The following is a 23,196-nucleotide window of genomic DNA, read 5'->3' on the forward strand; positions in this document are numbered from 1 at the left end:
AAAGGCGGCCCGAAAGCCGCCTTTTCCAACTCATACCGATTTGCCTCAGGCCGCCTTGGCAGCTTCACCATAGGGATTGAACCGGCCGTAGAAGGTTTCGCCCTTGGCGGCCATGTCCTTCAGGAGCGGCGTCGGGGTGAAGTGCGAGCCGTAGTCCTTGGCGAGGCGTTCGCAGAGCTCCACGAAGGTCTTCACGCCCATGCCGTCGATATAGGACAGGGCGCCGCCGGTGTAAGGCGCAAAGCCGAAGCCGAGGATGGAGCCGACATCGGCTTCGCGCGGATCGGTGACGATGCCTTCCTCGACGGTGCGGGCAGCTTCCAGCGCGATGGTGGCGAGGAAACGTTCCTGAAGCGTCTTGACGTTGACGGCTTCCGGCTTCTGCTGCGGGTAAAGATCCTTCAGGCCCGGCCAGATGTGCTTCTTCGCCGGCTTGGCCGGATAGTCGTAGAAGCCCTTGCCGTTCTTGCGGCCGAAGCGTTCTTCCTTCTCGACCATGCGGGCAACAAGTTCCATGTGGCGCGGATCGACAGCCTTGTCGCCGAGATCGGCAACAGTGGCTTTCAGGATCTTGTAGGAGAGGTCAATTGCCACTTCGTCGTTGAGCGCCAGCGGGCCGACCGGCATACCGGCGAACTTCGCGGCATTTTCGATCATGACCGGCGGTACGCCTTCGATGAGCATGTTGTAGCTCTCGGCCATGTAACGCAGGACGCAGCGGTTGACGAAGAAGCCACGGGTGTCGTTGACGACAATCGGGGTCTTCTTGATCGCGGCGACGTAGTCGAGGGCGACGGCGAGCGCCTTGTCGCCGGTTTCCTTGCCGAGGATGACTTCGGTCAGCATCATCTTCTCGACCGGCGAGAAGAAGTGGATACCGATGAAATCGACCGGGCGCTTGGAGTTTCCGGCGAGACCCGTGATCGGCAGCGTCGAGGTGTTGGAGGCGAAGATTGCGCCTTCCGGCAGCACGGCTTCAACCTTCTCGATGACGGCCTTCTTGACGTCGCGATCCTCGAAGACGGCTTCGATGACGAGGTCGGCGTCAGCGAGCGTGCCGTAATCATCGGACGGCGTGATCAGCGACAAGAGCTTGTCGCCCTCGTCCTTGGTCAGCTTTCCCTTACCGACAGCACCGGCAACGAGGCCTTCCGAATGGGTCTTGCCCTTAGCCGCGGCTTCCATATCACGGTCGATCAGAACGACATTGATGCCGGCCGCAGCCGTCACATAGGCGATCGAAGCGCCCATGAAACCGGCGCCGACGACGCCGACCTTCTTGATCTCGGACTTCGGCTGACCGGCCGGGCGGCGGGCGCCCTTGTTCAGCTCCTGCATGGAAACGAAGAGCGAGCGGATCATCGAATAGGCTTCGGTGGTCTGGACGATCTCGGTGAAGTAGCGCTGTTCGATGCGAAGGCCGGTGTCGAACGGTACCTGCAGGCCTTCGTAGACGCTCTTCAGGATGGCAAGCGCTGCCGGATAGTTGCCGGCGGTTTCGCGGCGCAGGATGGCGGAAGCGGCCGGCCAGAGCTGGGCCGCAGCCGGGGTCCAGATGCCGCCGCCGGGAACCTTGAAGCCCTTTTCGTCCCAGGGGGCGACCGGCTTCAGACCGTCCTTGATCATCTGCTTGGCAGCATTGATGAGTTCGCCCGGTTCGACGACCTGATGCACAAGGTTCATCGCCTTGGCGCGGGCGGCCGACAGCGTCTGGCCCGTGGTCATCATCTGCAGGGCGTCCTGCGTGTTGGCGAGGCGAGCGACGCGCTGCGTGCCACCGGCGCCGGGGAAGATGCCGACCTTGACTTCCGGCAGGCCGATCTTGACCGACTTGGCATTGGAGGCGACGCGGCCGTGGCAGGCGAGCGACAGTTCGGTCGCGCCACCCATGCAAGTGCCGTTGATCGCGGACACCCAAGGCTTGCCGTTGGTCTCGATCTTGCGCCACAGCCAGGTCATGCGACCGGCGGCGTCAAAGAGCTTCTGGACGGCGCCTGCCGGGTTTTTCGCCTTTTCCTCTTCGAGCATGGAGAACATGCCCTTGATCATGGTGAGATCGGCGCCGCCGGAGAAGGACGACTTGCCTGATGTGAAGACCACGCCCTTGATGCCGTCATCGGCAACGGTCTGCTCAAGGATCTTCTCGATCTCGTCCATGACTTCGACGGTGAAGACGTTCATCGACTTGTCGGGCATGTCCCAGGTGACGAGGGCAATACCGTCTGCATCGGTCTCGATGGTGAAATTCTTGTAGGTCATTGGGTTTCCTCCCCGATCAGGCCGACAGGTGGCTGCGCTGCGCATCCAGCGTCTTGGTCTTTTCAACCACGACATCGCCGGTATGCTTGGTCTCGGATGGCTCGAACAGCATGATCCAGCATTCCTCTGCGGCGACTGGATTGTGCTCGACACCTCGCGGCACAACATGAAAATCGCCGGCTTTCAGATGAACCGACGGACGGTCGCGATATTCGATGGTCAGTTCGCCCTTCCAGATGAGGAACAGCTCGTCCTCGTCCCTGTGCGAATGCCAGGTCAAGTGGTCCTTGACCTTGGCGACCTTGACACTCTGGCCGTTGAGATCTGCGATCACCCTGGGAGACCAGTGGTCAGTGACGTGCGCGTACTCGTCTTCGAGCGTGCCGGTGTTGAAACTCATCTTCAAACCCTTTCGATCACCGTCGCCGTGCCCATGCCGGCGCCGATGCAGAGCGTGACCAGCGCGGTATTGAGATCGCGGCGTTCCAGCTCGTCGAGCACGGTGCCGAGGATCATCGCACCGGTGGCACCGAGCGGATGGCCCATGGCGATTGCGCCGCCGGCGACGTTCATCTTCGAATGGTCGACGTTGAAATGCTGCATGAAGCGCAGGACGACCGCGGCGAAGGCCTCGTTCAGTTCGAACAGGTCGAAGTCGGAGATCTTCATGCCGGTGCGCTTCAGGAGCTTTTCCGTCACATCGACCGGGCCGGTCAGCATGAGGGCCGGATCCGAGCCGATATTGGTGAAGGCGCGGATACGGGCGCGGGGCTTCAGGCCCATGGCCTCACCGCCAGCCTTGGAGCCGACGAGAACGGCGGCAGCGCCATCGACGATGCCGGACGAATTGCCAGCATGGTGGATGTAGTTGATGCGCTCGATTTCCGGATGCGCCTGGATGGCGACAGCTTCAAAGCCGCCCATTTCGCCGGGCATCTGGAAGGAGGGGTTGAGGCTTGCCAGCGACTGCATGTCGGTGCCGGGGCGCATGTGTTCGTCGCGGTCGAGAATGACGAGGCCGTTGCCATCCTTCACCGGGATGACGGACTTGGCAAAATTGCCGGCAGCCCAGGAGGCGGCGGAGCGCTTCTGGCTCTCGACGGCATAGGCATCGACGTCGTCACGGGTGAAGCCATACTTGGTGGCGATCAGGTCGGCGGACACGCCCTGCGGCATGAAATAGCCTGGGAAGTTGACCGAGGGGTCCATGTACCAGGCGCCGCCCGACATGCCCATGCCGACGCGGGACATCGATTCTACACCGCCGGCGATGACGATGTCGTCCGAGCCAGCCACGACCTTGCCGGCTGCGAGGTTGATCGCGTCGAGGCCGGAGGCGCAGAAGCGCGAGATCTGGATGCCGGGAGCGGCGAAGTCATAACCGGCCTCGAAGGCGGCGGCCTTCGGGATCACGGCGCCGGCTTCCATGACCGGATCGACGCAGCCGAAAATGATGTCGTCAACGGTGGATGTGTCGAGGCCATTGCGGTCGCGCAGCGCTTCCAGCGTCTTGGCGGCCAGACGGGGGGTCGGCACTTCGTGCAGCGATCCGTCCTTCTTGCCGCGCCCGCGGGGCGTGCGCACGTGGTCGTAAATGAAGACTTCAGTCATCGTCTCTCTCCCTTGGAGTAATCTAGCCCCGCTAGGTATTATTTTAGTGTCCACTTACCGCGACGATCATCATCCGCCGCCACAAGGAGGCCCCTCTTTCGCAACTCACTAGCAGCCCATCGCATGTCGTACTGCCACGAATAGAAAAGATCTGAGCCTTCAAGATCTTTCTGATGATGCTCCCAGATGTAGCGGGCGACATACAGGATTGAACCTTCTCCGTTGTTGCTGCGGAGCGCATCAACTACCCAATCCGTCAAATCAGACTTCGTCGCCATTTCCCCTCCCCAACCCTCCCCACAAGGGGGAGGGAGCAGGTCGCACAATCAAAACGCTTCGGCTGCCATTTCCATCAGGCTGTCGGCGCCGGTTTCGATGCGGGCCTTGCGCAGGGCCGTCTCCGGCATGACCTTCTCCATGTAGAAGCGGCCGGTCAACAGCTTGTTCTTGTAGTATTCCGCATCGCCCGAACCTGCGGCCAGGTTATCGTTCGCCGCCTTGGCCATCTTCGCCCACATGTAGCCGAGCACGACGAGACCGAAGAGGTGCATGTAATCGGTCGAACCGGCACCGGCATTGTCAGGCTTGGCCATGGCGTTCTGCATGAACCACATGGTCGAAGCCTGCAGGTCGTTCAAGCCCTTCTTCAGGCTCTTGGTATAGGGGGAGAGGTTCTCGTCCGAACGGTTCTCCTCGCAGAAATCACCGATTTCCTTGAACAGCGCCATCACGGCGCGGCCGCCATTGAGGCCGAGCTTGCGGCCGACGAGGTCGAGCGCCTGGATGCCGTTGGCACCTTCGTAGATCATCGCGATGCGGGCATCGCGGACATACTGCGACATGCCCCATTCTTCGATGTAGCCATGACCGCCATAGACCTGCTGGGCCATGACAGCATGGTCGAAGCCCTTGTCGGTCAGCACGCCCTTGAGGATCGGCGTCATCAGGCCCAGCACATCGTCTGCGAGTTGCTTGTCGGCAGCGTCGCCCGAGCGATGTGCGATGTCGGACTTCAGTGCCGTCCAGAGCGTAAAGGCGCGGCCGGCTTCGTTGAAGGCCTTGATGGTGAGCAAGACACGACGAATGTCCGGGTGCACGATAATCGGGTCAGCCTTCTTTTCCGGCGCCTTGACGCCCGACAATGACCGGCCCTGGATGCGCTCGCGGGCATAGTTGGCGGCGTTCTGATAGGCGATTTCGGAGATCGAGAGGCCCTGCAGACCGACGCCGAGGCGGGCCTCGTTCATCATGACGAACATGGCAGCTAAGCCCTTGTTCTCGGCACCGATCAGATAGCCGGTTGCCTCGTCATAGTTCATCACGCAGGTCGCGTTGCCGTGGATGCCCATCTTGTGCTCGATGGCGCCGCAGGTGACCGTGTTGCGGGCACCGACGGAGCCGTCATCACCGACCATGAACTTCGGCACAATGAAGAGCGAGATGCCCTTGGTGCCCTCAGGTGCGCCTTCGATGCGGGCCAGCACCAGGTGGATGATGTTGTCCGACATGTCGTGTTCGCCGGCGGAGATGAAAATCTTCTGGCCGGAGATCTTGTAGGAACCGTCACCGTTCGGAACAGCCTTGGTGCGCAGCAAACCGAGGTCCGTGCCGCAATGGGGCTCGGTGAGGTTCATCGTGCCGGTCCAGACACCCTCGACCATCTTCGGCAGATATTTCTGCTTCTGCTCGTCGGAGCCGTGTTCCAGGATCGCGGCGATCGCACCCTGGGTCAGGCCCGGATACATCATCAGCGCCATGTTGGCGGACGACATGTATTCGCCAACCGCGGAATGCAGCGTATAGGGCAGGCCCTGACCACCATATTCCGCCGGCACAGCGAGACCAAGCCAGCCGCCCTGACAATAGGCGTCATAAGCCTGCTTGAAGCCCTTCGGCGTCTTGACCGAACCGTCATCCGAGCGAACGCAGCCTTCCTGGTCGCCGGAGAGGTTGAGCGGGAAAAGCTGCTCTTCCGCGAGCTTGGCCGCCTCGCCCACGATCGCCTCGATCATATCGGGGGTCGCGTCTTCAAAGCCCGGCAGGTTGTTGTACCGCTCGAGACCAAGGACGTCGTTGAGAATGAAAAGCGTGTCGTTTACGGGGGCCTTGTAGACAGGCATCGGTCATCTTCCTCCAAAGACTTCGGTTCCGACGGGATCGGACTGTTCCGGCTTATACAAATAATTGACGTGCGCGTAAACGTCAAAATTTACGGGTCGCTTGTTTTTCGGTTCTCGTCCCGCAGCCCTCCTCCGCCACAACAGACTGCCTGAACCGGCTTGCGCCGGGCATATCGAACGGAACCCAACGCACCGTTTTCCAATTTTTAAGCATGACTTAACGGCTTGTTTACCATGTTTCATGAAAGGTTGCGTTTGAAAGCCGATGATCCGGCCGCGATTCCCACCAAGCCCGGCAAAGCCGGGCGCTCCGGCGGGAGACGGAGGACGAATTCAGCGGCACCGGACGCATCGGGGGGCGCATCCCTCCCCGCATCATGAAGCGAGCAGAACCATGAACGGATCTCGATCCTCCTCTCCGCGCCCCGGCAGCCCATCCTCGCTGGATGCGTTGAGCCGTACCATCGAAGGGCTCGAGGCACGGATCGAGGGCCTGATGAACCAGTCGGGCGCCCGGGCCGCAGTCCCGGAAGCTCAGCCCCGCCCGCTGCCTCGCACTCGCGTGGAGGAACCCGCGCGCCGCGTCGATCCGCTCGCCGAAATCCGCCAGCGTCAGAAGGCGCTGGAGGAAAGCCGTGCGCTCAGCGCCGATCGCGGCAGCCTGTACAATCGCGGCGACGAACAGCCGCCCCGCATGGCCGTGCGCACGCCGCCGCTCTCTGAGCCGCGCCCCGGGTTCAGCACCCGCAGCGATGGTCGTGCCACCGCCCCGATCGCGCCCAGCCCGGCGCCCCTTCACGATGTCAACGATGCCATCGCGACCCTTCGCAAGGAATTGCGCCAGGACGTGACAGAAACCCTCACACGCGAGATCGCAGGTTTGCGCAACGAGATGCGCGCCATCCGGGCGATTGCCGAAGAACACCGGCCGCAGGACGACATGCGTGCCGACATCGCACGGCTGGCGGACAGCATCCAGCAGCTCGACACCTCCCGGATGCCGGGCACGGATGGGCTGAAGCAGGACTTCAACGCGTTGCGCTCCCTGATGGACGGGCTTGCCCGTGAGGAGAGCGTTCAGCGCATGGAGCAGCGCTGGAGCGATGTCGAAGTGCGCTTCGACGAAGACACCGGCGCCATGCGCCACGAGATCATCCGGCTGGCCGACCGCCTCGATGAGATCAAGACCCAGATCGGCACCATGGGTGACAGCCGAACCATCCGGGCGCTCGAAGACAAGCTGATGACCGTGGCCAGCGCGCTGGAACACATCGGCGCACATATCGACCCGAACGAACGCATGGTGATGGAACAGTTCGCCGGCCTCGATCTGCGCCTCGACGAGATCACCCGCGCGATCGCCGCCAATAGCCGCACGAGCGGCACGGCCAACGACCCGGCCACATTCCACCGGCTCGAAGAGCGACTGGTCGGGCTTGCCCGCCAGATTGAATCCCTCTCTGAGCGACGCATGCCCGAGGCGGATTCCTCGCAGGAACTGGCCGAGCGGCTGGAAATCCTGACGATGCGGATCGAACAGCTCTCGGCCGAACAAGGCGCCGTGCGTCTGGAGGAACGGCTGGACCAGCTGTCCTACATGCTGGAACGCGGCCAGGCACCGGCTGCGGCGCCGGAATTGACCGGCTACCTCGCCGACATCTCGCGCAAGATCGATGCGCTGGACAGCGGCGCCGGGAATGACCGTCTGGCAGATCGGCTGGAGATCCTTGCACGCCGGATCGAAGATCTCGATGCGCCGCATGCGTCTGCCGTCATCGATGACAGCGCCCTGCGCAATCTTGAGGACCGGCTGAATGCCGTCGTCGACCGGCTGGAGGAAACCAGCGCCACGGTGCCGGGTAGCGAAAGCGCCAGCCTGCGCGGCCTTGAAGAACAGATCGCACATCTTTCCGCTTTGATCAGCCAGCCTTCGGCCGATCCGGAAGTGGCTGGCCGGATCTCCGCGCTGGAAGACTACGTCGCGACCAGCGACGAATACATCATCGAGGCCGCGCGCCAGGCCGCCGAAACGGTGATGGCGAATTTCACCCAGCGCAACATTCTGAACGGCGCGGCACAGCCCGCCGATCTCTCGGCACTGACGGCGCTCTCGGATCACCTGAAGCAGCTTGAGGACTATTCCCGCAATTCCGAGGAGCGGACTCACCGTACCTTCGAAGCGCTGCACGACACGCTGGTACAGATCGCCGGACGCCTCGACGAATTGCACGAATCCTCGCAGCGGCAGGATTCGGCTGTCATGTTCGCCCAGGCACCGATTGCAACCGCGCAGCCGGCACGCCGCACCGATGCACAGGCCCCGGCTGCCAGCGTCAAGCCGCCGGAAATGCCGGAGCCTGCCGCTGCTCCTGCCCATCCGATCGACCAGGAGCTACTGGCCGCTGCCGACGATTTCGCTCAGACGATGACGGCAATGCCCGTCATCGATGCCGCGCGCGAGAAAAAGGCTTCCAAGCCAAGCCTGCTGGCCGGGCTCGGCAAGAAGCTGATGCCGGGGAAGAAGGCAAAGGCGGCTCCGGTTGCGAAGGCAGAAACCCGCCAGGTCGTCGATCCGGCGCCCTCGCTCGATGCCGCCGACGTGCTGCCACCCGACGAGGCGAACGAACTGCTGGAACCCGGTTCGGGCGCACCCGATGTGCGCAAGATCCTGGAGCGCGTACGCGCCAGCCAACAGGCTTCGAAATCCTCCGGTTCCGAGCCGGAAAGCGGCGACCGTACCGACTACATTGCCGCCGCACGCCGTGCCGCCCAGGCCGCCGCGATGGAAATGAACAAGACGCAGAAGGCCAGCCCCTCGGCCAAGGCGTCTGCAAAATCCGCCGGCCAGGCCAACGGCAAGGTCAAAGCAGCGACCGAACACGGTCAGTCATCGCTGTTTGCCCGCTATCGCCGGCCGATCCTGATGGCCGTCGGCGCGATCCTGCTGGCGGCCATGGCGATGCCGCTGGTCAACACGCTGACCAGAAGCGATGCACCCGCCACTGTCGAAGACGTCGCGCCGGACGAAAATGCCCTGGTGACGCCGCCTGCCGAGCCGACCGCATCCGACAATGCCAGCGAGATGGCACCGGCAGCCGATGCGACCGAACCGAATGCCCGCGAGGCCACGGCCGCTGAAGCCACGGAACCGCCAGCCGAGGCAACAGAGCCGTCTGGCACCGCCGTCGCTTCGCCGTCCACCGCCCCGGTCACGATCACCGCTGCCGCGCCGACCAACCCACCGGTCAACGCGTTGATGGCTCCCGCCGCGACCGCGCCTGCCCAGACACTGGACAATGCGTCCGCGCCGGCAATGGCATCGACCGCACCCTCGGCACTTCCGCAACCGGACGCCGTCTCCGTCTCCGTCGCCGCTGCCGCGCCGGCAGCGGAAATTGTCGTGCCGGCCGAGATCACCCCGCCGTCCCTTTCGATCGCGGCCAAGAATGGCGATCCGCAGGCGCTGTTTGAAATCGGCGCCCGCTATACGGAGGGACGCGGCGTCGCCAGCAATTTTGCCGAGGCCGCCAAATGGTACAAACTCTCGGCTGACAAGGGCTTTGCGCTGGCACAATATCGCCTGGCCAACTTCCTGGAGAAAGGAACCGGCCTCGCGCCTGACATCAAGGAAGCCAAGCGCTATTACGAACTGGCGGCAGCCGCCGGCAATGCCAGCGCTATGCACAATCTCGCGGTCATCTACGCCTCCGGCAAGGATGGCGCGCAGGACTATGCCAAGGCGGTCGAATGGTTCGGCAAGGCTGCCGAGCGCGGCGTTTCCGACAGCCAGTTCAACCTTGCGATCCTTTATGCGCGCGGCAATGGCGCGGCGCCGGACCTCGTCCAGTCCTACAAATGGTTCGCAATCGCGGCAAAGGGAGGCGACAAGGACGCCGCCCAGAAGCGAGACGAAGTGGCCAATGCCATGAAGCCGGACCAGCTGGAGCGTGCCCGCGCCGAGGTCGATCTGTGGAAGGCGACGCCCCTCGACCCGGATGCGAATTCCGCGAATATCCCGGATGAATGGGCCGGCAAGGGCCTGAAGACCGCCAGCATCGATATGAAGAAGGCGATCCGCAACATCCAGGCGATCCTGAACAAGAACGGTTTCGACGCCGGCAATCCTGATGGCGTGATGGGTGCCAAGACCGTGACGGCAATCAAGGCCTTCCAGAGCTCGATCGGCGCGGAGCCGACAGGCCAGGTCAGCGACAAGCTGGTCAAGGAATTGCTGGCCCGCAACAAGTGATCGCGCCGTCACAAAAGACGTAAAATCCTTGCCTATGCAGGGATGCTGAATTGACTCGCGGGATATGCGGGCGCAAGAAGGAAATGCCGAGGGATCAAGTGCGATCAAGGACTTGATCCCTTCGAACTGATCCAAAAACGGGGCCGCTCAGGTCCGAACGAGATCCGCGCCGAAAGCGCGGATAATCGCATTTGAGGTCCGAAGGTGACGATCTATCTGCCGATCGCCGAGTTGTCGGTCAATATCTTCATCATCCTCGGCATGGGCGCGGCTGTCGGCTTCCTCTCGGGCATGTTCGGCGTCGGCGGCGGCTTCCTGATCACGCCGCTCCTGATCTTCTACAACATCCCGCCCGTCGTCGCGGTCGCCACCGGTGCAAATCAGGTCGTCGCTTCGTCGGTGTCTGGGGCCATCACCCATTTCCGTCGCGGTTCGCTCGACATGAAGCTCGGGACCGTGCTGCTGATCGGCGGTCTTGCAGGGGCGAGTATCGGTGTGGGAATCTTCTCCTGGCTCAGACGCCTTGGCCAGCTGGATCTGATCATCTCGCTGCTCTATGTCGTCTTTCTCGGCACGGTCGGCGGGCTGATGCTGGCGGAAAGCCTGCGGGCATTGCGCCGCGCGGCGCGCAACGAGACGGCACCGCTGAAGCGACCCGGCCAGCACAACTGGGTGCACCGTCTGCCCTTCAAGATGCGGTTCAAGAAGTCGAAGATCTATCTGAGTGTCATTCCGATCCTGGCGCTGGGTTTTGCGATCGGCATCCTCACCTCGATCATGGGTGTCGGCGGCGGCTTCATCATGGTGCCGGCGATGATCTACCTCCTGCGCATCCCGACCAACGTCGTCGTCGGGACGTCGCTGTTCCAGATCATCTTCACCACGGCCTATACGACCATCGTGCAGGCGGCGACGAACTATTCGGTCGACATCGTGCTTGCCTTCATCCTGATGGTGGCGGGCGTGATCGGGGCGCAATACGGCGTGCGTGTCGGGCAAAAACTGCGTGGCGAACAGCTGCGGGCGCTGCTCGGCCTGCTGGTTCTCGCAGTCGGCGTGCGTCTTGCGATCGAACTCGTCGTGCCGCCGGAAGACATCTACTCGATTGCGATCGGGGGCTGAGCAGATGATGCGCCTCCCCATCCTTGCTTCCGCGTTTCTGCTGTCGCTGCTCTTCGCCCTTCCGGCCTCAGCGCAAGACCCGCTGGCGCTCGATTTCACCGGCAAGGAAAGCCTCGACATCGGCACCTCGACCAGTGAAATCGCGATCACGTCGGATTTCTCCGGCGCCGATCTCACCATTTTCGGGGCTCTTGCCAATACCGACCAGTTGTTGCTCGCCATCGGCCAATACGACGTGGTGGTGACCCTCGAAGGCCCCAGCGACTGGACGACGGTGCGGCGCAAGGAGCGACTGTTCGGGATCTGGGTCAACCGCAGTTCGATGACCTTCGAGCAGATGCCGATCTCGTATTCACTGGCCAGCACGCGGCCAGTCGAGCAAATTTCTGCGGCACGCGAGCTGACTTCGCGCAACATCGGCATCGATCATCTGGCATTGACGCCGACCGGCTACATCACCACCGCCGCCAATCTCGCGGAATTCCGCGACGCATTCCGGCGACTGAAACAGAGCCAGGGTCTTTACCAGCGCGACACGAATGGCGTGCGCTTCGTCTCGTCGAGCCTGTTCAAGGCAACGCTGCGCCTGCCCGCGAACATTCCGGACGGTGTGCACATGGTGCATGCCTATCTGTTCAAATCTGGCGAATTCATTGCGGAGAAGGAATTGCCGCTGCGCGTGATCAAGACCGGTCTCGAAGAGGCGATCACGGAAGCCGCCCATGAACAGCCACTCCTCTACGGCCTGTTCGCCGTTCTGACAGCGCTGATCACGGGTTGGCTGGCGAGCTTGGTGTTCCGGAAGGATTGAGGATCGCGGCGTCCTCCGCCATGCGCGCCTTCACAGCCAGATAGGCGGCCGTCAGGTCGGCAAGAACATCTCGGGCATTCGGCTCTCGCGCGGCCCCGAGATGGATGACCCGAAGCTCGGCCATGAAGTCTTCCCAGAGCGGCGGGCCACCCTTTTCCAGCAGTTCCGCGCGGATGGACAGATCCTCGCTGACAGGCCGGTGGCGCCGCCCCCATGCGCCCATCATCGCCAACAGGGGAACCAGCTGGATCGACGCTTCCGTCAGCGAATAGACGCCCTTCTGCTTGTGCGTCGGATCGTCCCTGCGTGACAGAAGATCACAAGCGACCAGACGCTTCAGACGATCGGCGAGGATGTTGGAAGCAATGCCTTCCTCCGACTGCTGCAACAATTCGCGGAAATGCCTGCGATTGCCGAACATCACGTCCCGGATGACGATCAAGCTCCAACGATCGCCGATCACCTCCAGGGTGAGAGTGATGGGACAGCCCGAGCGCTGCATCGTCATTGAGTGGCCTCCGAAACCGATTGCGTAATGCCACCAGTTGGGGTAGCAATCAACCAGTTGCAATACGCAACCGGAGCGAGGGGAAAATCATGCGGAAACTGGTGGGCTGGAACCTGATGTCGCTGGACGGGTATTTCGAGGGCGACACCCCTTGGGACCTGGCATTTCATCTTCTCGCCTGGGGCGCGGATCTGCGGAATTATGCCCTGTCTCTCGGCGAGGAGACTGACTTCATCGTCTTCGGCCACAAGACCTATGAGGGCATGGCAGCTCACTGGCCGGACGCGACGGACGAGCTTGAGATCAAGGCCTATATGAATGCCAAGCCCAAGGGCGTCGCCACACGGACCTTGAGCGACGCATCGTGGAACAACACGCGCATCATCAAGGATGCCGTGACGGACCTGAGGCAGATGAAGGCCGAGCCAGGCAAGACCATCTTCGTGTTCGGAAGTGCCGCGCTGCAACACGATCTCCTGGAGGCGGGGCTGGTCGACGAATTGCGGGTCTGCGTGGTGCCCGTCCTGCTCGGCAAGGGGACGCCCCTGCTCAAGCCCGGTCAGGAACGGCGGCTGGCGCTGATCGCGGCAAACCCCGTCGACACCGGCGCGGTGATCCTGCGTTATTCCGTCGGTGCAGGCTGAACCCGCTGTTTCAGCCGAGCAGATTGCCGAAACGTACGGAGTAGATCCGGTCGCGGCCGAGCAGGTGGGCGATCAGGTCGGTGCGGGCGAACAGGCCGGTAAAGGCCTTGTGGCGCAGATCGAGGCCGCCTGTCGTCACGCCGAAGGACGGCATGATCAGGCGATTGCCATCGGTCGCAAAACACGGGCGGCGCACGGATTTTTCGCGCCGACGCACGGTGGCCGAGGGATGCAGATGTCCGGCAACTTCGCCCTTGCCATGGGCCAGTGACGGTTCGTGCCGGAAGGTGAGGCCGGAAAGCGCAATCTCATCGGCGCAGATACCGGGCAGGCCCGTCGTTCCGTCAGGATCGTGGTTGCCGTTGATCCAGATGAGATCGCGGCCGCGGGCGATCGCCAGAATCATCTCGCGGAAGGGCAAGGGCATCAGAGCCGAACCGACCCGATCATGGAAATTGTCCCCCAGACTGATCACCGTCTTCGGATGGTAACGCGTCACGACAGCGTCGAGGAGCCTCAGTGTTGCCTGCGTGTCGTAAGGCGGCAGAAGCTGGCCGCGGCGGGCAAAGGCGGCGCCTTTCTCGAGGTGCAGGTCCGAGACGACAAGCGTGTCCAAGTCCGGCAGATAAAGCGCGCCGGTCAGATCGCAGACCGCTGCAACGCCGCAGAGTGCGATCTCGGTTGCCATTTCGGCCATGTCAGGCGGCGCCAGGCGCCGTGCGGTCAAGCTCGTCATACGTCGGTCCTGCCGTTCCCGGCGTTTCGTCATGCCGGTCGCTTCCGGCGTCAGGCCATGGCCTCGGCGATCAGGTCGTCGGCCGCCATGGAGAGCACATGCTCCTGGGCATCGCCGGCCACCGGCTCCTTGCCGATTTCCAGCATCACCGGCACGGCGAGCGGCGAGATATGGTCCAGCCTCTTGTGCAGGATATGGCCCTTGATTCGCTCCAGCATATCGGCAAGTCGGGCGATGTCCAAAAGTCCTGCGGCGGCATCCTGTCGCGTCGCCTGCATCAGGATGTGGTCAGGCTCGTGGCTGCGCAGCACGTCATAGATCAGATCGGCCGAGACCGTCACCTGGCGGCCGGACTTTTCCTTGCCCGGATGACGTTTTTCGATCAGGCCGGCGATGACGGCGCAGGTGCGGAAGGTGCGTTTCAGCATCCAGCTCTCGTCGAGCCAGGCTTCGAGGTCGTCGCCCAACATGTCCTGATCGAAGAGGTCGGACAGGCTGAGCGCGCCCCTTGCGATCCGCGACCCCATATCCTCCAGGCCCCAGACGGCGAGTGCATAGTCCGTGGCGACAAAGCCGAGGGGCTTTGCGCCCATCCTCTCCAGGCGGCGAGTCAGCAACATGCCCAGCGTCTGGTGGGCGAGCCTGCCTTCGAAGGCATAGACGACCATGTAGAAACGCTCGCCGCGCGGAAAGGTCTCGATCAACAGGTCGCCGCGCTTCGGCAGCACCGATTTTTCCGCCTGCAGTGACAGCCAGTCGCGTACCTGATCGGGCAGGCTGGTGCGGCGGGCGGAATCATCGAGCATGGCGCGGACCTGGTCGGCGAGATAGGTCGAGAGCGGGAACTTGCCGCCGGCATAGGCGGGGATTTTTGGATCCTGGGAGAAGGCGTTGGACACCAGGCATTCATTGTCGCGGATGCCTTCAAAGCGAAGCACCTTGCCGGCGAAAAGGAATGTGTCGCCCTGGGTCAGTTGCTCGAAGAAATATTCCTCGACCTTGCCCAGCGTCATGCCGCCCCGGCCGATCGAGCCCAGATGGTTGCGCTTCACCAGCCGGACATTCAGCATCGGCATCTCGACGATGGTGCCGAGGTTCAGGCGATACTGCTGGGCGACCTGCGGGTTCGACACACGCCAGAGGCCCTCCTTGGTCTTGCGGATACGGGCATAACGCTCATAAGTCCGAAGGGCATAACCGCCGGTCGCGACAAAATCGACGATGCGGGCAAAGGTTTCGCGCGGAAGTGCGGCATAGGGCAGTGCACTCACCACTTCGCCGTAGAGATCCTCCTCATCGAAGGGGGCCGCGCAGGCCATGCCGAGCACATGCTGGGCGAGCACATCGAGCGAGCCCTCCCCCACCGGCGGCGTGTCCTGGGCACCAAGATAGTTGGCATCAAGCGCCGCCTGACACTCCATGACCTCGAAGCGGTTGGCCGGCACCAGAATGGCGCGCGACGGCTCATCCATCCGGTGGTTGGCGCGGCCGATACGCTGGGCCAACCGCGAGGCGCCCTTCGGCGCACCGACATGGACGACCAGATCGACATCGCCCCAGTCGATGCCGAGATCCAGCGTCGACGTCGCAACCACGGCGCGCAGCCGGTTTTCGGCCATGGCCGCCTCGACCTTGCGGCGCTGCGAGACATCGAGCGAGCCGTGATGGAGCGCGATCGGCAGGTTGTCGTCGTTCACGGTCCAGAGTTCCTGGAAGAGCATTTCAGCCTGGGAACGGGTGTTGACGAAAAGCAGCGTCGTCTGGAAGTCCTTCAGCACCTTGTAGACGTCAGGGATGGCATAACGCGCGGAATGGCCCGACCAGGGAATGCGCTCTTCGGTTTCCAGGATGGTGATGTTCGGTCGCGCCCCACCGTCCACGGTAATAAGGCCGGCGGCGGCCTCTGCGTCCGTCCGCTGGCCAACCAGCCAGCGCCGCAGATCGATCGGCTGGGCGACGGTGGCGGAGAGGCCGATGGTCTTGAGGTCCGGTGCCAGGCGACGCAAGCGTGCCAATCCCAGTGACAGAAGGTGGCCGCGTTTGGACGTGACCAGCGAATGCAGTTCGTCGAAGATGACATAGCGCAGATCCTTGAAGAACCTGACGGCATCGGAATGGGAGATGAGCAGCGCCAGCTGCTCCGGGGTCGTCAGCAGGATATCTGGCGGATTGGTCTTCTGGCGCTGACGCTTGGAGGCTGGGGTGTCGCCGGTGCGGTTCTCGATGGTGATCGAAAGCCCCATTTCGGTGACCGGCTTCATCAGGTTGCGCTCAATGTCGACGGCGAGCGCCTTCAAGGGCGAAATGTAGAGCGTATGGATGCCGGTAAAGGCTTCTCCCGGCTTCTTAGGCCCGCGCTCGGTGAGTTCGGTCAGCGATGGCAGGAACCCAGCCAAGGTCTTGCCGGCGCCGGTGGGCGCGATCAGAAGCAGGCTTTCGCCGCCTTTGGCGCGGGACAGAAGTTCCAGCTGGTGCGCACGCGGCCGCCAACCCTTTTCGCCGAACCAGCGAAGGAAGGGGGCAGGCAATTGCGAGAGATCGGAATCAGAGGTGCTCACGGCCCCAAGGTAGTGGACGCAGGCGGAAAGAGAAGGGGATAAGGGCGCGACGGTATCGTCAGACGCCGAAACGCCGTTCCAGGGCTTCAAGCCGTTCGTTCAGATCCTCGATCGCGCGACGGTTTTGCAGATTGCCCTGCAAGGCGTTCAGGATCTCGTTGTATTGACTGCGCGCCTCGATTGCGAGCTCCCGGAGCTGTGTGACGCAGCCTTCCACGATGCCCTCAAGTTCTCCGACCCGTTGGAAAAGTGCGTCCAGGCGTGAGTTGACCTCGGTTCGGAACTTCACCATCTCATTTCTGAACGCCGCCATCTCGGAGCGGACGTCGCGAATATCCCCGCGCGCTTCAGAATGAAACTCGATCATCTGGTCGCGCAGCTGCATGTTTTGACGTGAGAGCTTGATGAACTCCGCATCGAAACGATGCGTCGTCTGAAGGTTGTTCGCGACGCTCTGATTGAGCATCTTCATCCCGTCAATCAAAGACGAGAGATGATTGACGAGGCTATTCTGAAACTCTCTGTCCTCTGCCATGGGCGACCTTTCGCAACCTGAAGACGAGACAAATATACGAATATTCCCGTCTCTTCGCAATCCGGGTCTTTACCTCAGCGCGATATAGCGGTCCGAACGATGGTTGATGGCGAGGAACAGGTTCAGCACCACGGCGCCGATGACCGAATAGAGCACCACGCCTGGGCTGACGACGGCAAAAGCGAGGGCCATGACGCAGAGGTCGAAGGCGAGCTGCACCAGGCCGGCGCGGATGCCGAAGCGATCCTGGATGTAGACAGCGAGGATGCCGAGACCGCCGAGGCTGGCGCGGTGGCGATAGAGCGCCAAGAGACCAAAGCCGAGCAGCAGTCCGCCGAGGACTGCGGCCCAAAGCGGCGCGATACTTTCGATCAAAAGGAAACGGCTTTCGATTTCGACGAGGAAAGAGGTCAGACCGACGGCGATGAAGGTCTTGATGGTAAAATCGAGCCCGACGCGGCGCAAGGACAGGATGTAGAAGGGCAGATTCAGCAGGAAGAAGAGCAGACCGAAGCTCCAGCCGCTCCAGTAGTGCAAAACGAAGGCAAGTCCGGCCATGCCGCCCGTCAGAAGGCCAACCTTGGCAAGGAAATAGAGGCCAAGGGCGGCAATCAGGCTGCCAGCCACAAGGCCCTGCAGATCCTCCGCCGGGGTGTGGCGGGTGGGATTGGAATTCCAGATGCCCAGCATGCTCGTCATTTGTGCCATCACATCTCTCCGGAAAAGGTGGCCTCCCAAGCCGAAATGCTACGCGAGAATCACCGGATCGCAAGAGCGATGGGTCAGGAAAGCTGACCTATCGGAGAAATCGCAAGAAAGCTGCTTTTCAAGGCCTTCTCGACGCAAGAAACAGGATGCCCAAGACCGGTTTGCCGCCATCCATGCGAATGGTCGTGCGGCGCAGGGTGATCAGTTCGAAGTCGTTTTCGGTGAGGCGCGCACGAACATGGGCTTCGCTATGGGCATAACGCAGACTGGGCGCGAGCTGGAACCCGTCGCCCTCGCCGGCATCCTCCACCGAAAAGGCAAAAAGCGCGCCCGGTGCGGCAAGCGCCGAGGCTAGCGAAAAGGCGTTGCCGAGATCCCCCAAATACATCAACACGTCCGCCGCGGAGACGAGATCGGCGCGCGCCTGGGGCAAGTCATCGGCAAAGAGGCCGGACGCCGTGCTATCGAGCGACAAGTCCGCCTTGGCCAGAAGATCATAGAGCTGTTTTTCCTCCGCCTTGGTCAGCATGTTGACCGAGAGGTCGAAGCCTTCGAGACGGGCGGTCCGCTCACGGATTTCCGCGCCGAAGAGACCCGTGCCACAGCCGAGATCGACTGTCGTGTGAAACCGCTCGGGATGATGCTCGGCGACCAGCGCGGCGAGCTTGCCTGGCACGGTATAGTCGAGCCGCTCGACCAGCGCCTTGTCGAAGCGATCGGCGTAATCATCGAACAGCGCCTCGACATAGGCGCTCGGCGGCGCGTCCGGCACCTCCTCGGCGCCGAGCAAGGCGAGCTTGAGGCGGGCGCCGAAGAGATCCTCGGCATCGCGTTCCAGCACCTTGCGCAATGCGGCCACGGCCTTGTCCGGAACACCCGCCTTCTCGGCATAATCGGCGAGGCGCACGAGACCCGCCGGCCAGTCGGGCGCCAGTTCCAGCGCCTGCTCCATCAGTTCGACGGCGGCCTCATGTTCGCCATTGTCGGCGAGCATGCGGGCATAATCGGCGCGACGATCGGCGATCACGTCGCCGGACGAGAATTGCGTGGGGTGCATCGGCCCGTTCCTCAAGACCTTTTCCAACGCGGGCAAGGCGCGCGGTCTTGACCGATCGGCAGAAAAAACTCAAGTCCTATCGGCAGGACCTGCCCCTATCCGCTTGCATGGACTGGACGGGTCGCCCATATCTCTGGCCAACAACAGGAGACAGGCATGGCTGACGGCATCAATCGGTTTCTCGGCGACACACCCGGCAGGACGCTGGTCAAGCTGGTCGTCGTCTCGCTGATCGTCGGCTTCGTCATGGCCGTCTTCGGGCTCGAGCCGATGGACCTCATCAACGGCGTCCGTTACTTCATCATCGATCTCTGGCATACCGGCTTCGATGCGCTGGGCAGAGTGGGCCAGTATTTCCTCATCGGCGCAACTGTGGTGATCCCGGCCTTCATCATTTTGCGCCTCTTCGCATCCCGGAACTGATCGCTGATGGCCATGCCCTCCCTGCCGCGCCGGCAGCTTCTTCTCCTGTCGGCCGGCGGCTTCGCCGCTGCGATGGCCGGCTGCCGCACGACCGATGTCTTGTCTCCCTCCGACGGACAGTCGCGCGTGGAGACGACGGCGGCACTCACCATGGTCAATACGCTGCGACAGTCGCGCGGTCTCTCCGCCCTCAGCCGCAATGCGCAAGCCGAGATCGCGGCGGTCGCGCAGGCGAAACGCATGGCGCGCGCCGGCAAGATGTCCCATCTGATCGGCTTCAACGACAGTTTTGCGGCGCGCATGAAGGGCCATGGCGTACCCCTGCCGGCCGCCGAGAACATCGCCGCCGGCCAGGATACGGTGCAGCGCGCCGTGCAGGCCTGGATCGATTCGAAGCGCCATCTCGACAACATGCTCGGCAACTTCAACGGCCTCGGGGTCGCCGTCGCCTGGGATTCCTCTTCCGGTAACCGCCCCTATTGGGCCATGGTACTCTCGGCCTGAGCGATTCTCCGCTCCGGTCCCTGCCGGAGCATGCGATGACCAGTCCGTCCACGCCCTTTCGAGATATCGAGGTCTCCCACCGCACCGTGCTTGCGATCGCGGTGCCGATGACACTCGGCTTCGTCACGACGCCGCTGCTCGGGCTGACCGATACGGCCGTGGTCGGACGCTCGGGATCGGCCGAAGCCCTGGCAGGTCTCGCGATCGCAGCAGCCCTCTTCGACCTGCTCTTTGCCAGCCTCAATTTTCTGCGCGCCTCGACGACAGCGCTGGTGGCGCAGGCGCAGGGGCGCGGTGAAGCAGATGAACTCTTTGCCGTCTTCTGGCGGTCGATCGTGCTTTCGGTCGGCTTCGGCCTGCTGATACTGCTCGTGGCGCCGATCATCATCACCGGCGGCCCGGCGCTGATGGGGGCTGCCGGGGACGTGCAGATGGCAGCGGCCACCTATATCGGCATCCGCATCCTCGCCGCCCCGATCACGCTTGCCAATTTCACCCTGCTTGGCTTCGTGCTCGGGCGGGGACTTGGCAAGGTCGGGCTCGCCCTCCAGATCGTGCTCAACGGCGTCAACATCGCCATGTCGATCCTGCTCGGGCTCACCTTCGGCTATGGCATTGCCGGGGTCGCCTGGGGCACGGTGCTCGGGGAAACGGTGGCGATGCTGGCCGGTTTCGGCTTCGTCTTCTGGCGTTACGGTACGGCGGCCATGCCCCGGATGTCGATGCTGACCGATGGTGCCAAACTCATGGCGCTCTTCCGGCTCAACCGCGACATCCTCATCCGTACCTTCTCGCTGATCACAGCCTTTACCGTGATGACCCGCATCGGTTCCGGTTTCGGTGCCGTGACGCTCGCCGCCAATGCCGTCCTGATGAATTTCTTCATGATCGCAAGCTTCTATCTCGACGGCATGGCGACAGCCGCCGAACAGATCGTCGGCGAAGCGGTCGGCGCCCGCCACCGCCCGGCCTTCGTCAAGGCGGTGCAACTGACCGGTCTCTGGTCCTTCGGTCTTGCGATCGCCAGCCTCGGCTTCTTCCTTGCCCTCGGCGACGCCATTGTCGGCTTCATCACCACCGCCGGCGATGTGCGGGCGGTGGCGCAAACCTATCTGCTCTATGCCGCTCTGACGGCGCTCACCGGGGCGCTGGCCTTCCAGATGGATGGCGTCTTCATCGGCGCGACCTGGTCGTCCGAGATGCGCAACATGATGATCCTGGCGCTTCTTGGCTATCTCGCAAGCGTGGCCGTGCTCGTGCCGCTCCTTGGCAATCACGGGTTATGGATCGCGCTCAACATGTTCCTGGCGCTGCGCGGCCTGCTGCTTCTGTCGCGCCTGAAGGCGAAGACCGATCAGACCTTTGCCGACAACCAGTGATCGAGCCGCGTGTCGCGCAGGTCGCGGATGTTTGACACACCCTCGCGGTCCAGGAGGGCAGAAAGGCCCTTGACGATGCGGCCGGGCAAAGCCGGGCCCTCATAGACCATGCAGGAATAGAGCTGCACCAGGTCTGCACCGGCGCGGATCTTTTCGAGCGCCGTCTCAGCTGACGACACGCCACCGACGCCGATGATCGGCAGGGTCGCACCGACCCGCTTGCGCATGCGTGCCAGCACCGCCGTCGACTTGTCGAAGAGCGGCACGCCGGACAGGCCCCCCGCCTCGTCGGCATGGGTGCGGTCGGACAGGCCATCACGCGACAGCGTGGTGTTGGAGACGATCAGGCCGTCGAGATCATGGGCGAGCGCCACTTCCGCGATATCGTCCAAACCTTCCTCTGTGAGATCAGGCGCGATCTTCAGGAAGACCTGCAGGCGTTTGCCGGCCCGGATCGCCTCCTCCTTGCGGGCGGCCAGCACGGCGGAGAGGAGCGCATCCAGGCTTTCCTTCGCCTGCAGGTCACGCAGGCCCGGCGTGTTGGGCGAGGAGATGTTTGCGGTGAAATAGCTCGCCACGGAATAGAAGCGGCGGATGCCGGCGACATAATCCGCAATCCTGTCCGGCGCATCCTTGTTGGCACCGATATTGACGCCGACGACGCCGGGGCGGTTACCACGGGCCAACAGGCGGTTGAGCGCCGCCTCATGGCCCTCATTGTTGAAGCCGAGGCGGTTGATCACCGCGCGGTCGCGTTCCAGCCGGAAGATGCGCGGCTTCGGATTGCCCGACTGCGCCTTCGGGGTCAGCGTTCCCACTTCGGCAAAACCGAAGCCGAGCCCGAGCAGCGCATCCGGCACCTCGGCATTCTTGTCGTAACCGGCGGCCATGCCGAGCGGGTTTTCAAACCGGAGACCTGCCACGGTCTGGGCAAGGCGTGGATCGGCGGGGGCTCTGCAGGCGGGCACGAGGCCCGTCTTGAGGGCCGCGACCGAAAGTCCGTGCGCGGTTTCGGCATCAAAGAGGAACAGGCCCCGTCGGCCGAGCGAAAACAGATCGAGCATCAGGGCACCTCATCAAAATCAGCAGGGAACACATGGGTGCCATCCGGCCCCAGCGGCAGCGGCTTTTCCCAGATCACGGCATCGAGCGGCAGGTCGGCAAAGAGATGCGGGAAGAGATCGCCGCCGCGCGACGGCTCCCATTTCAAGGCCTCGCCGAAGACAGCCGCATCCACTGCCACCAACAGGAGATCCGTCTCGCCGGAAAAGTGCAGCCGCGCGGTCTCAACGGCCTGGGCGGCGGTGGAAAAATGGATATAGCCATCCTTGCGGTCGATCGGCGCCCCCTGGAAAACACCCTGCTTGCGGGCCTCCTGCCATAATTCTTGCGGCACGATCTTGTATATGGTCTTCACCACGGTCCGGCTCCTCGCAGATGATCAGGCGTCGGGCTGCGGTTTGCCGCAAACCGCGCCAAATGTCCACGCCACAGGACTGTCGGATCAAGAGGAGGTGACGATGTGTGACTTGAAACCAGCGGGACTGCTGATCGCGCTCGCATGCCTCATTGCCCCGGCATTGCCGCGGATCGCCGCCGCGCAAGACGGCGCGAACGATCGCTACACACTGGAAAAATCGGAAAGCGGCTTCGTCCGGCTCGACCGTCAGACCGGCGCCGTGACACTCTGCACCGAGGCTGAGGGCACCTTGACCTGCCGCATGGGCGCCGACGAGCGCGCGGCCTATGACGCGGATCTCGCCCGGCTTGAAAAACGCGTTGAGACCCTGGAACGGCAGCTGGCTTCCGGGCGTCCGGCGGCGGCAGCCCCGCTTCCGAGCGATGCCGAGATCGACCGCTCCATCGGCATCATGGAGCGTTTCATGCGCGCCTTTTTCAACCTCGTGCAGGAATTCCGCGATGACGAGGCCAAACCCACACCCGACCGGACATGAAACTTCTGCGCGTCCAA

Annotated in this window: 21 protein-coding genes; 8 read left to right on the forward strand and 13 right to left on the reverse strand. The window is 62.9% G+C overall.

The annotated features are described in order from the left end of the window. Window positions 1-45: 45 nt before the first annotated feature. From DFO46_RS15460 to DFO46_RS15480, 5 genes are read right to left on the reverse strand one after another with little or no spacing between them, the layout of a single operon-like run. Window positions 46-2,259 carry an FAD-dependent oxidoreductase gene (locus tag DFO46_RS15460; RefSeq protein ID WP_120277892.1) on the reverse strand — a complete coding sequence of 738 codons (2,214 nt, stop codon included), beginning with the start codon at window positions 2,257-2,259 and terminating at the stop codon, window positions 46-48. A 16-nt stretch (window positions 2,260-2,275) separates the two neighbouring features. Next, complete coding sequence (locus DFO46_RS15465) at window positions 2,276-2,659, reverse strand: cupin domain-containing protein (RefSeq protein ID WP_120277893.1); 384 nt, start codon at window positions 2,657-2,659, stop codon at window positions 2,276-2,278. 2 nt (window positions 2,660-2,661) lie between these two features. Further along, window positions 2,662-3,870 carry an acetyl-CoA C-acetyltransferase gene (locus DFO46_RS15470; protein ID WP_113377099.1) on the reverse strand — a complete coding sequence of 403 codons (1,209 nt, stop codon included), beginning with the start codon at window positions 3,868-3,870 and terminating at the stop codon, window positions 2,662-2,664. Between the two features lie 38 nt (window positions 3,871-3,908). Continuing rightward, window positions 3,909-4,148, reverse strand: coding sequence for a hypothetical protein (locus DFO46_RS15475; protein ID WP_120277894.1), 240 nt, complete (start codon window positions 4,146-4,148; stop codon window positions 3,909-3,911). Between the two features lie 48 nt (window positions 4,149-4,196). Further along, entirely contained in the window at window positions 4,197-5,990 is a 1,794-nt protein-coding gene (locus DFO46_RS15480; RefSeq protein ID WP_120277895.1) for an acyl-CoA dehydrogenase C-terminal domain-containing protein, read from the reverse strand. A 394-nt stretch (window positions 5,991-6,384) separates the two neighbouring features. Between DFO46_RS15480 and DFO46_RS15485 the strand changes: the two genes are divergently transcribed. From DFO46_RS15485 to DFO46_RS15495, 3 genes are all read left to right on the forward strand, one after another. Further along, window positions 6,385-10,239: a peptidoglycan-binding protein gene (locus tag DFO46_RS15485; protein WP_120277896.1), complete on the forward strand. Its 3,855-nt coding sequence runs from the start codon at window positions 6,385-6,387 to the stop codon at window positions 10,237-10,239. Window positions 10,240-10,443: 204 nt separating this feature from the next. Further along, a complete protein-coding gene (locus tag DFO46_RS15490) occupies window positions 10,444-11,361 on the forward strand; it encodes a sulfite exporter TauE/SafE family protein (protein WP_110790053.1) in 918 nt (305 codons plus the stop codon). A 7-nt stretch (window positions 11,362-11,368) separates the two neighbouring features. Further along, on the forward strand, window positions 11,369-12,172 hold the full coding sequence (locus tag DFO46_RS15495) for a TIGR02186 family protein (protein WP_120278280.1): 804 nt from the start codon (window positions 11,369-11,371) through the stop codon (window positions 12,170-12,172). Here DFO46_RS15495 and DFO46_RS15500 read toward each other — a convergent pair. Next, window positions 12,132-12,680, reverse strand: a complete 549-nt coding sequence (locus tag DFO46_RS15500; protein ID WP_120277897.1) for a helix-turn-helix domain-containing protein — start codon at window positions 12,678-12,680, stop codon at window positions 12,132-12,134. The genes DFO46_RS15495 and DFO46_RS15500 overlap by 41 nt on opposite strands. 89 nt (window positions 12,681-12,769) lie before the next feature. Between DFO46_RS15500 and DFO46_RS15505 the strand changes: the two genes are divergently transcribed. After that, entirely contained in the window at window positions 12,770-13,324 is a 555-nt protein-coding gene (locus DFO46_RS15505) for a dihydrofolate reductase family protein (protein WP_120277898.1), read from the forward strand. Between the two features lie 10 nt (window positions 13,325-13,334). Here the strand turns inward: DFO46_RS15505 and pdeM are convergent, their stop codons facing one another. The 5 genes from pdeM to DFO46_RS15530 form a co-directional block, all read right to left on the reverse strand. Beyond that, the gene (gene pdeM / locus DFO46_RS15510; RefSeq protein WP_245422619.1) at window positions 13,335-14,021 is read right to left on the reverse strand and encodes a ligase-associated DNA damage response endonuclease PdeM; all 687 of its coding nucleotides are present in this window, start codon (window positions 14,019-14,021) and stop codon (window positions 13,335-13,337) included. 89 nt (window positions 14,022-14,110) lie between these two features. Continuing rightward, the gene (locus tag DFO46_RS15515; protein ID WP_120278281.1) at window positions 14,111-16,618 is read right to left on the reverse strand and encodes a ligase-associated DNA damage response DEXH box helicase; all 2,508 of its coding nucleotides are present in this window, start codon (window positions 16,616-16,618) and stop codon (window positions 14,111-14,113) included. Between the two features lie 58 nt (window positions 16,619-16,676). Continuing rightward, window positions 16,677-17,153, reverse strand: a complete 477-nt coding sequence (locus DFO46_RS15520; protein WP_120277900.1) for a hypothetical protein — start codon at window positions 17,151-17,153, stop codon at window positions 16,677-16,679. 69 nt (window positions 17,154-17,222) lie between these two features. Continuing rightward, window positions 17,223-17,861, reverse strand: a complete 639-nt coding sequence (locus DFO46_RS15525; RefSeq protein ID WP_110790059.1) for a YitT family protein — start codon at window positions 17,859-17,861, stop codon at window positions 17,223-17,225. Between the two features lie 118 nt (window positions 17,862-17,979). Then, the gene (locus DFO46_RS15530; protein WP_120277901.1) at window positions 17,980-18,918 is read right to left on the reverse strand and encodes a methyltransferase domain-containing protein; all 939 of its coding nucleotides are present in this window, start codon (window positions 18,916-18,918) and stop codon (window positions 17,980-17,982) included. 156 nt (window positions 18,919-19,074) lie between these two features. Here DFO46_RS15530 and DFO46_RS15535 point away from each other — a divergent pair, with 156 nt between their 5' ends. Genes DFO46_RS15535 through DFO46_RS15545 form a run of 3 tightly spaced genes read left to right on the forward strand, consistent with a single transcriptional unit; the run spans window position 19,075 to window position 21,224 of the window. Continuing rightward, on the forward strand, window positions 19,075-19,341 hold the full coding sequence (locus DFO46_RS15535; RefSeq protein WP_120277902.1) for a DUF6460 domain-containing protein: 267 nt from the start codon (window positions 19,075-19,077) through the stop codon (window positions 19,339-19,341). 6 nt (window positions 19,342-19,347) lie between these two features. Then, window positions 19,348-19,845 (forward strand): CAP domain-containing protein, encoded by a 498-nt coding sequence (locus DFO46_RS15540; RefSeq protein ID WP_120277903.1) that lies wholly within the window; start codon window positions 19,348-19,350, stop codon window positions 19,843-19,845. A 35-nt stretch (window positions 19,846-19,880) separates the two neighbouring features. Next, a complete protein-coding gene (locus DFO46_RS15545; protein WP_120277904.1) occupies window positions 19,881-21,224 on the forward strand; it encodes an MATE family efflux transporter in 1,344 nt (447 codons plus the stop codon). On the opposite strand, the gene DFO46_RS15550 is transcribed toward DFO46_RS15545, so the two are convergent. Further along, on the reverse strand, window positions 21,200-22,288 hold the full coding sequence (locus DFO46_RS15550) for a quinone-dependent dihydroorotate dehydrogenase (protein ID WP_120277905.1): 1,089 nt from the start codon (window positions 22,286-22,288) through the stop codon (window positions 21,200-21,202). The two genes, DFO46_RS15545 and DFO46_RS15550, sit on opposite strands and share 25 nt — an antisense overlap. Then, entirely contained in the window at window positions 22,288-22,644 is a 357-nt protein-coding gene (locus tag DFO46_RS15555; RefSeq protein ID WP_110790065.1) for a DUF952 domain-containing protein, read from the reverse strand. Before DFO46_RS15555 ends, DFO46_RS15550 begins: the two co-directional genes overlap by 1 nt. 100 nt (window positions 22,645-22,744) lie before the next feature. Between DFO46_RS15555 and DFO46_RS15560 the strand changes: the two genes are divergently transcribed. Continuing rightward, entirely contained in the window at window positions 22,745-23,179 is a 435-nt protein-coding gene (locus DFO46_RS15560) for a hypothetical protein (protein ID WP_120278282.1), read from the forward strand. Window positions 23,180-23,196 lie beyond the last annotated feature (17 nt).

It is taken from the genome of Rhizobium sp. AG855 (assembly GCF_003610655.1).
Taxonomy (GTDB): domain Bacteria; phylum Pseudomonadota; class Alphaproteobacteria; order Rhizobiales; family Rhizobiaceae; genus Allorhizobium; species Allorhizobium wuzhouense.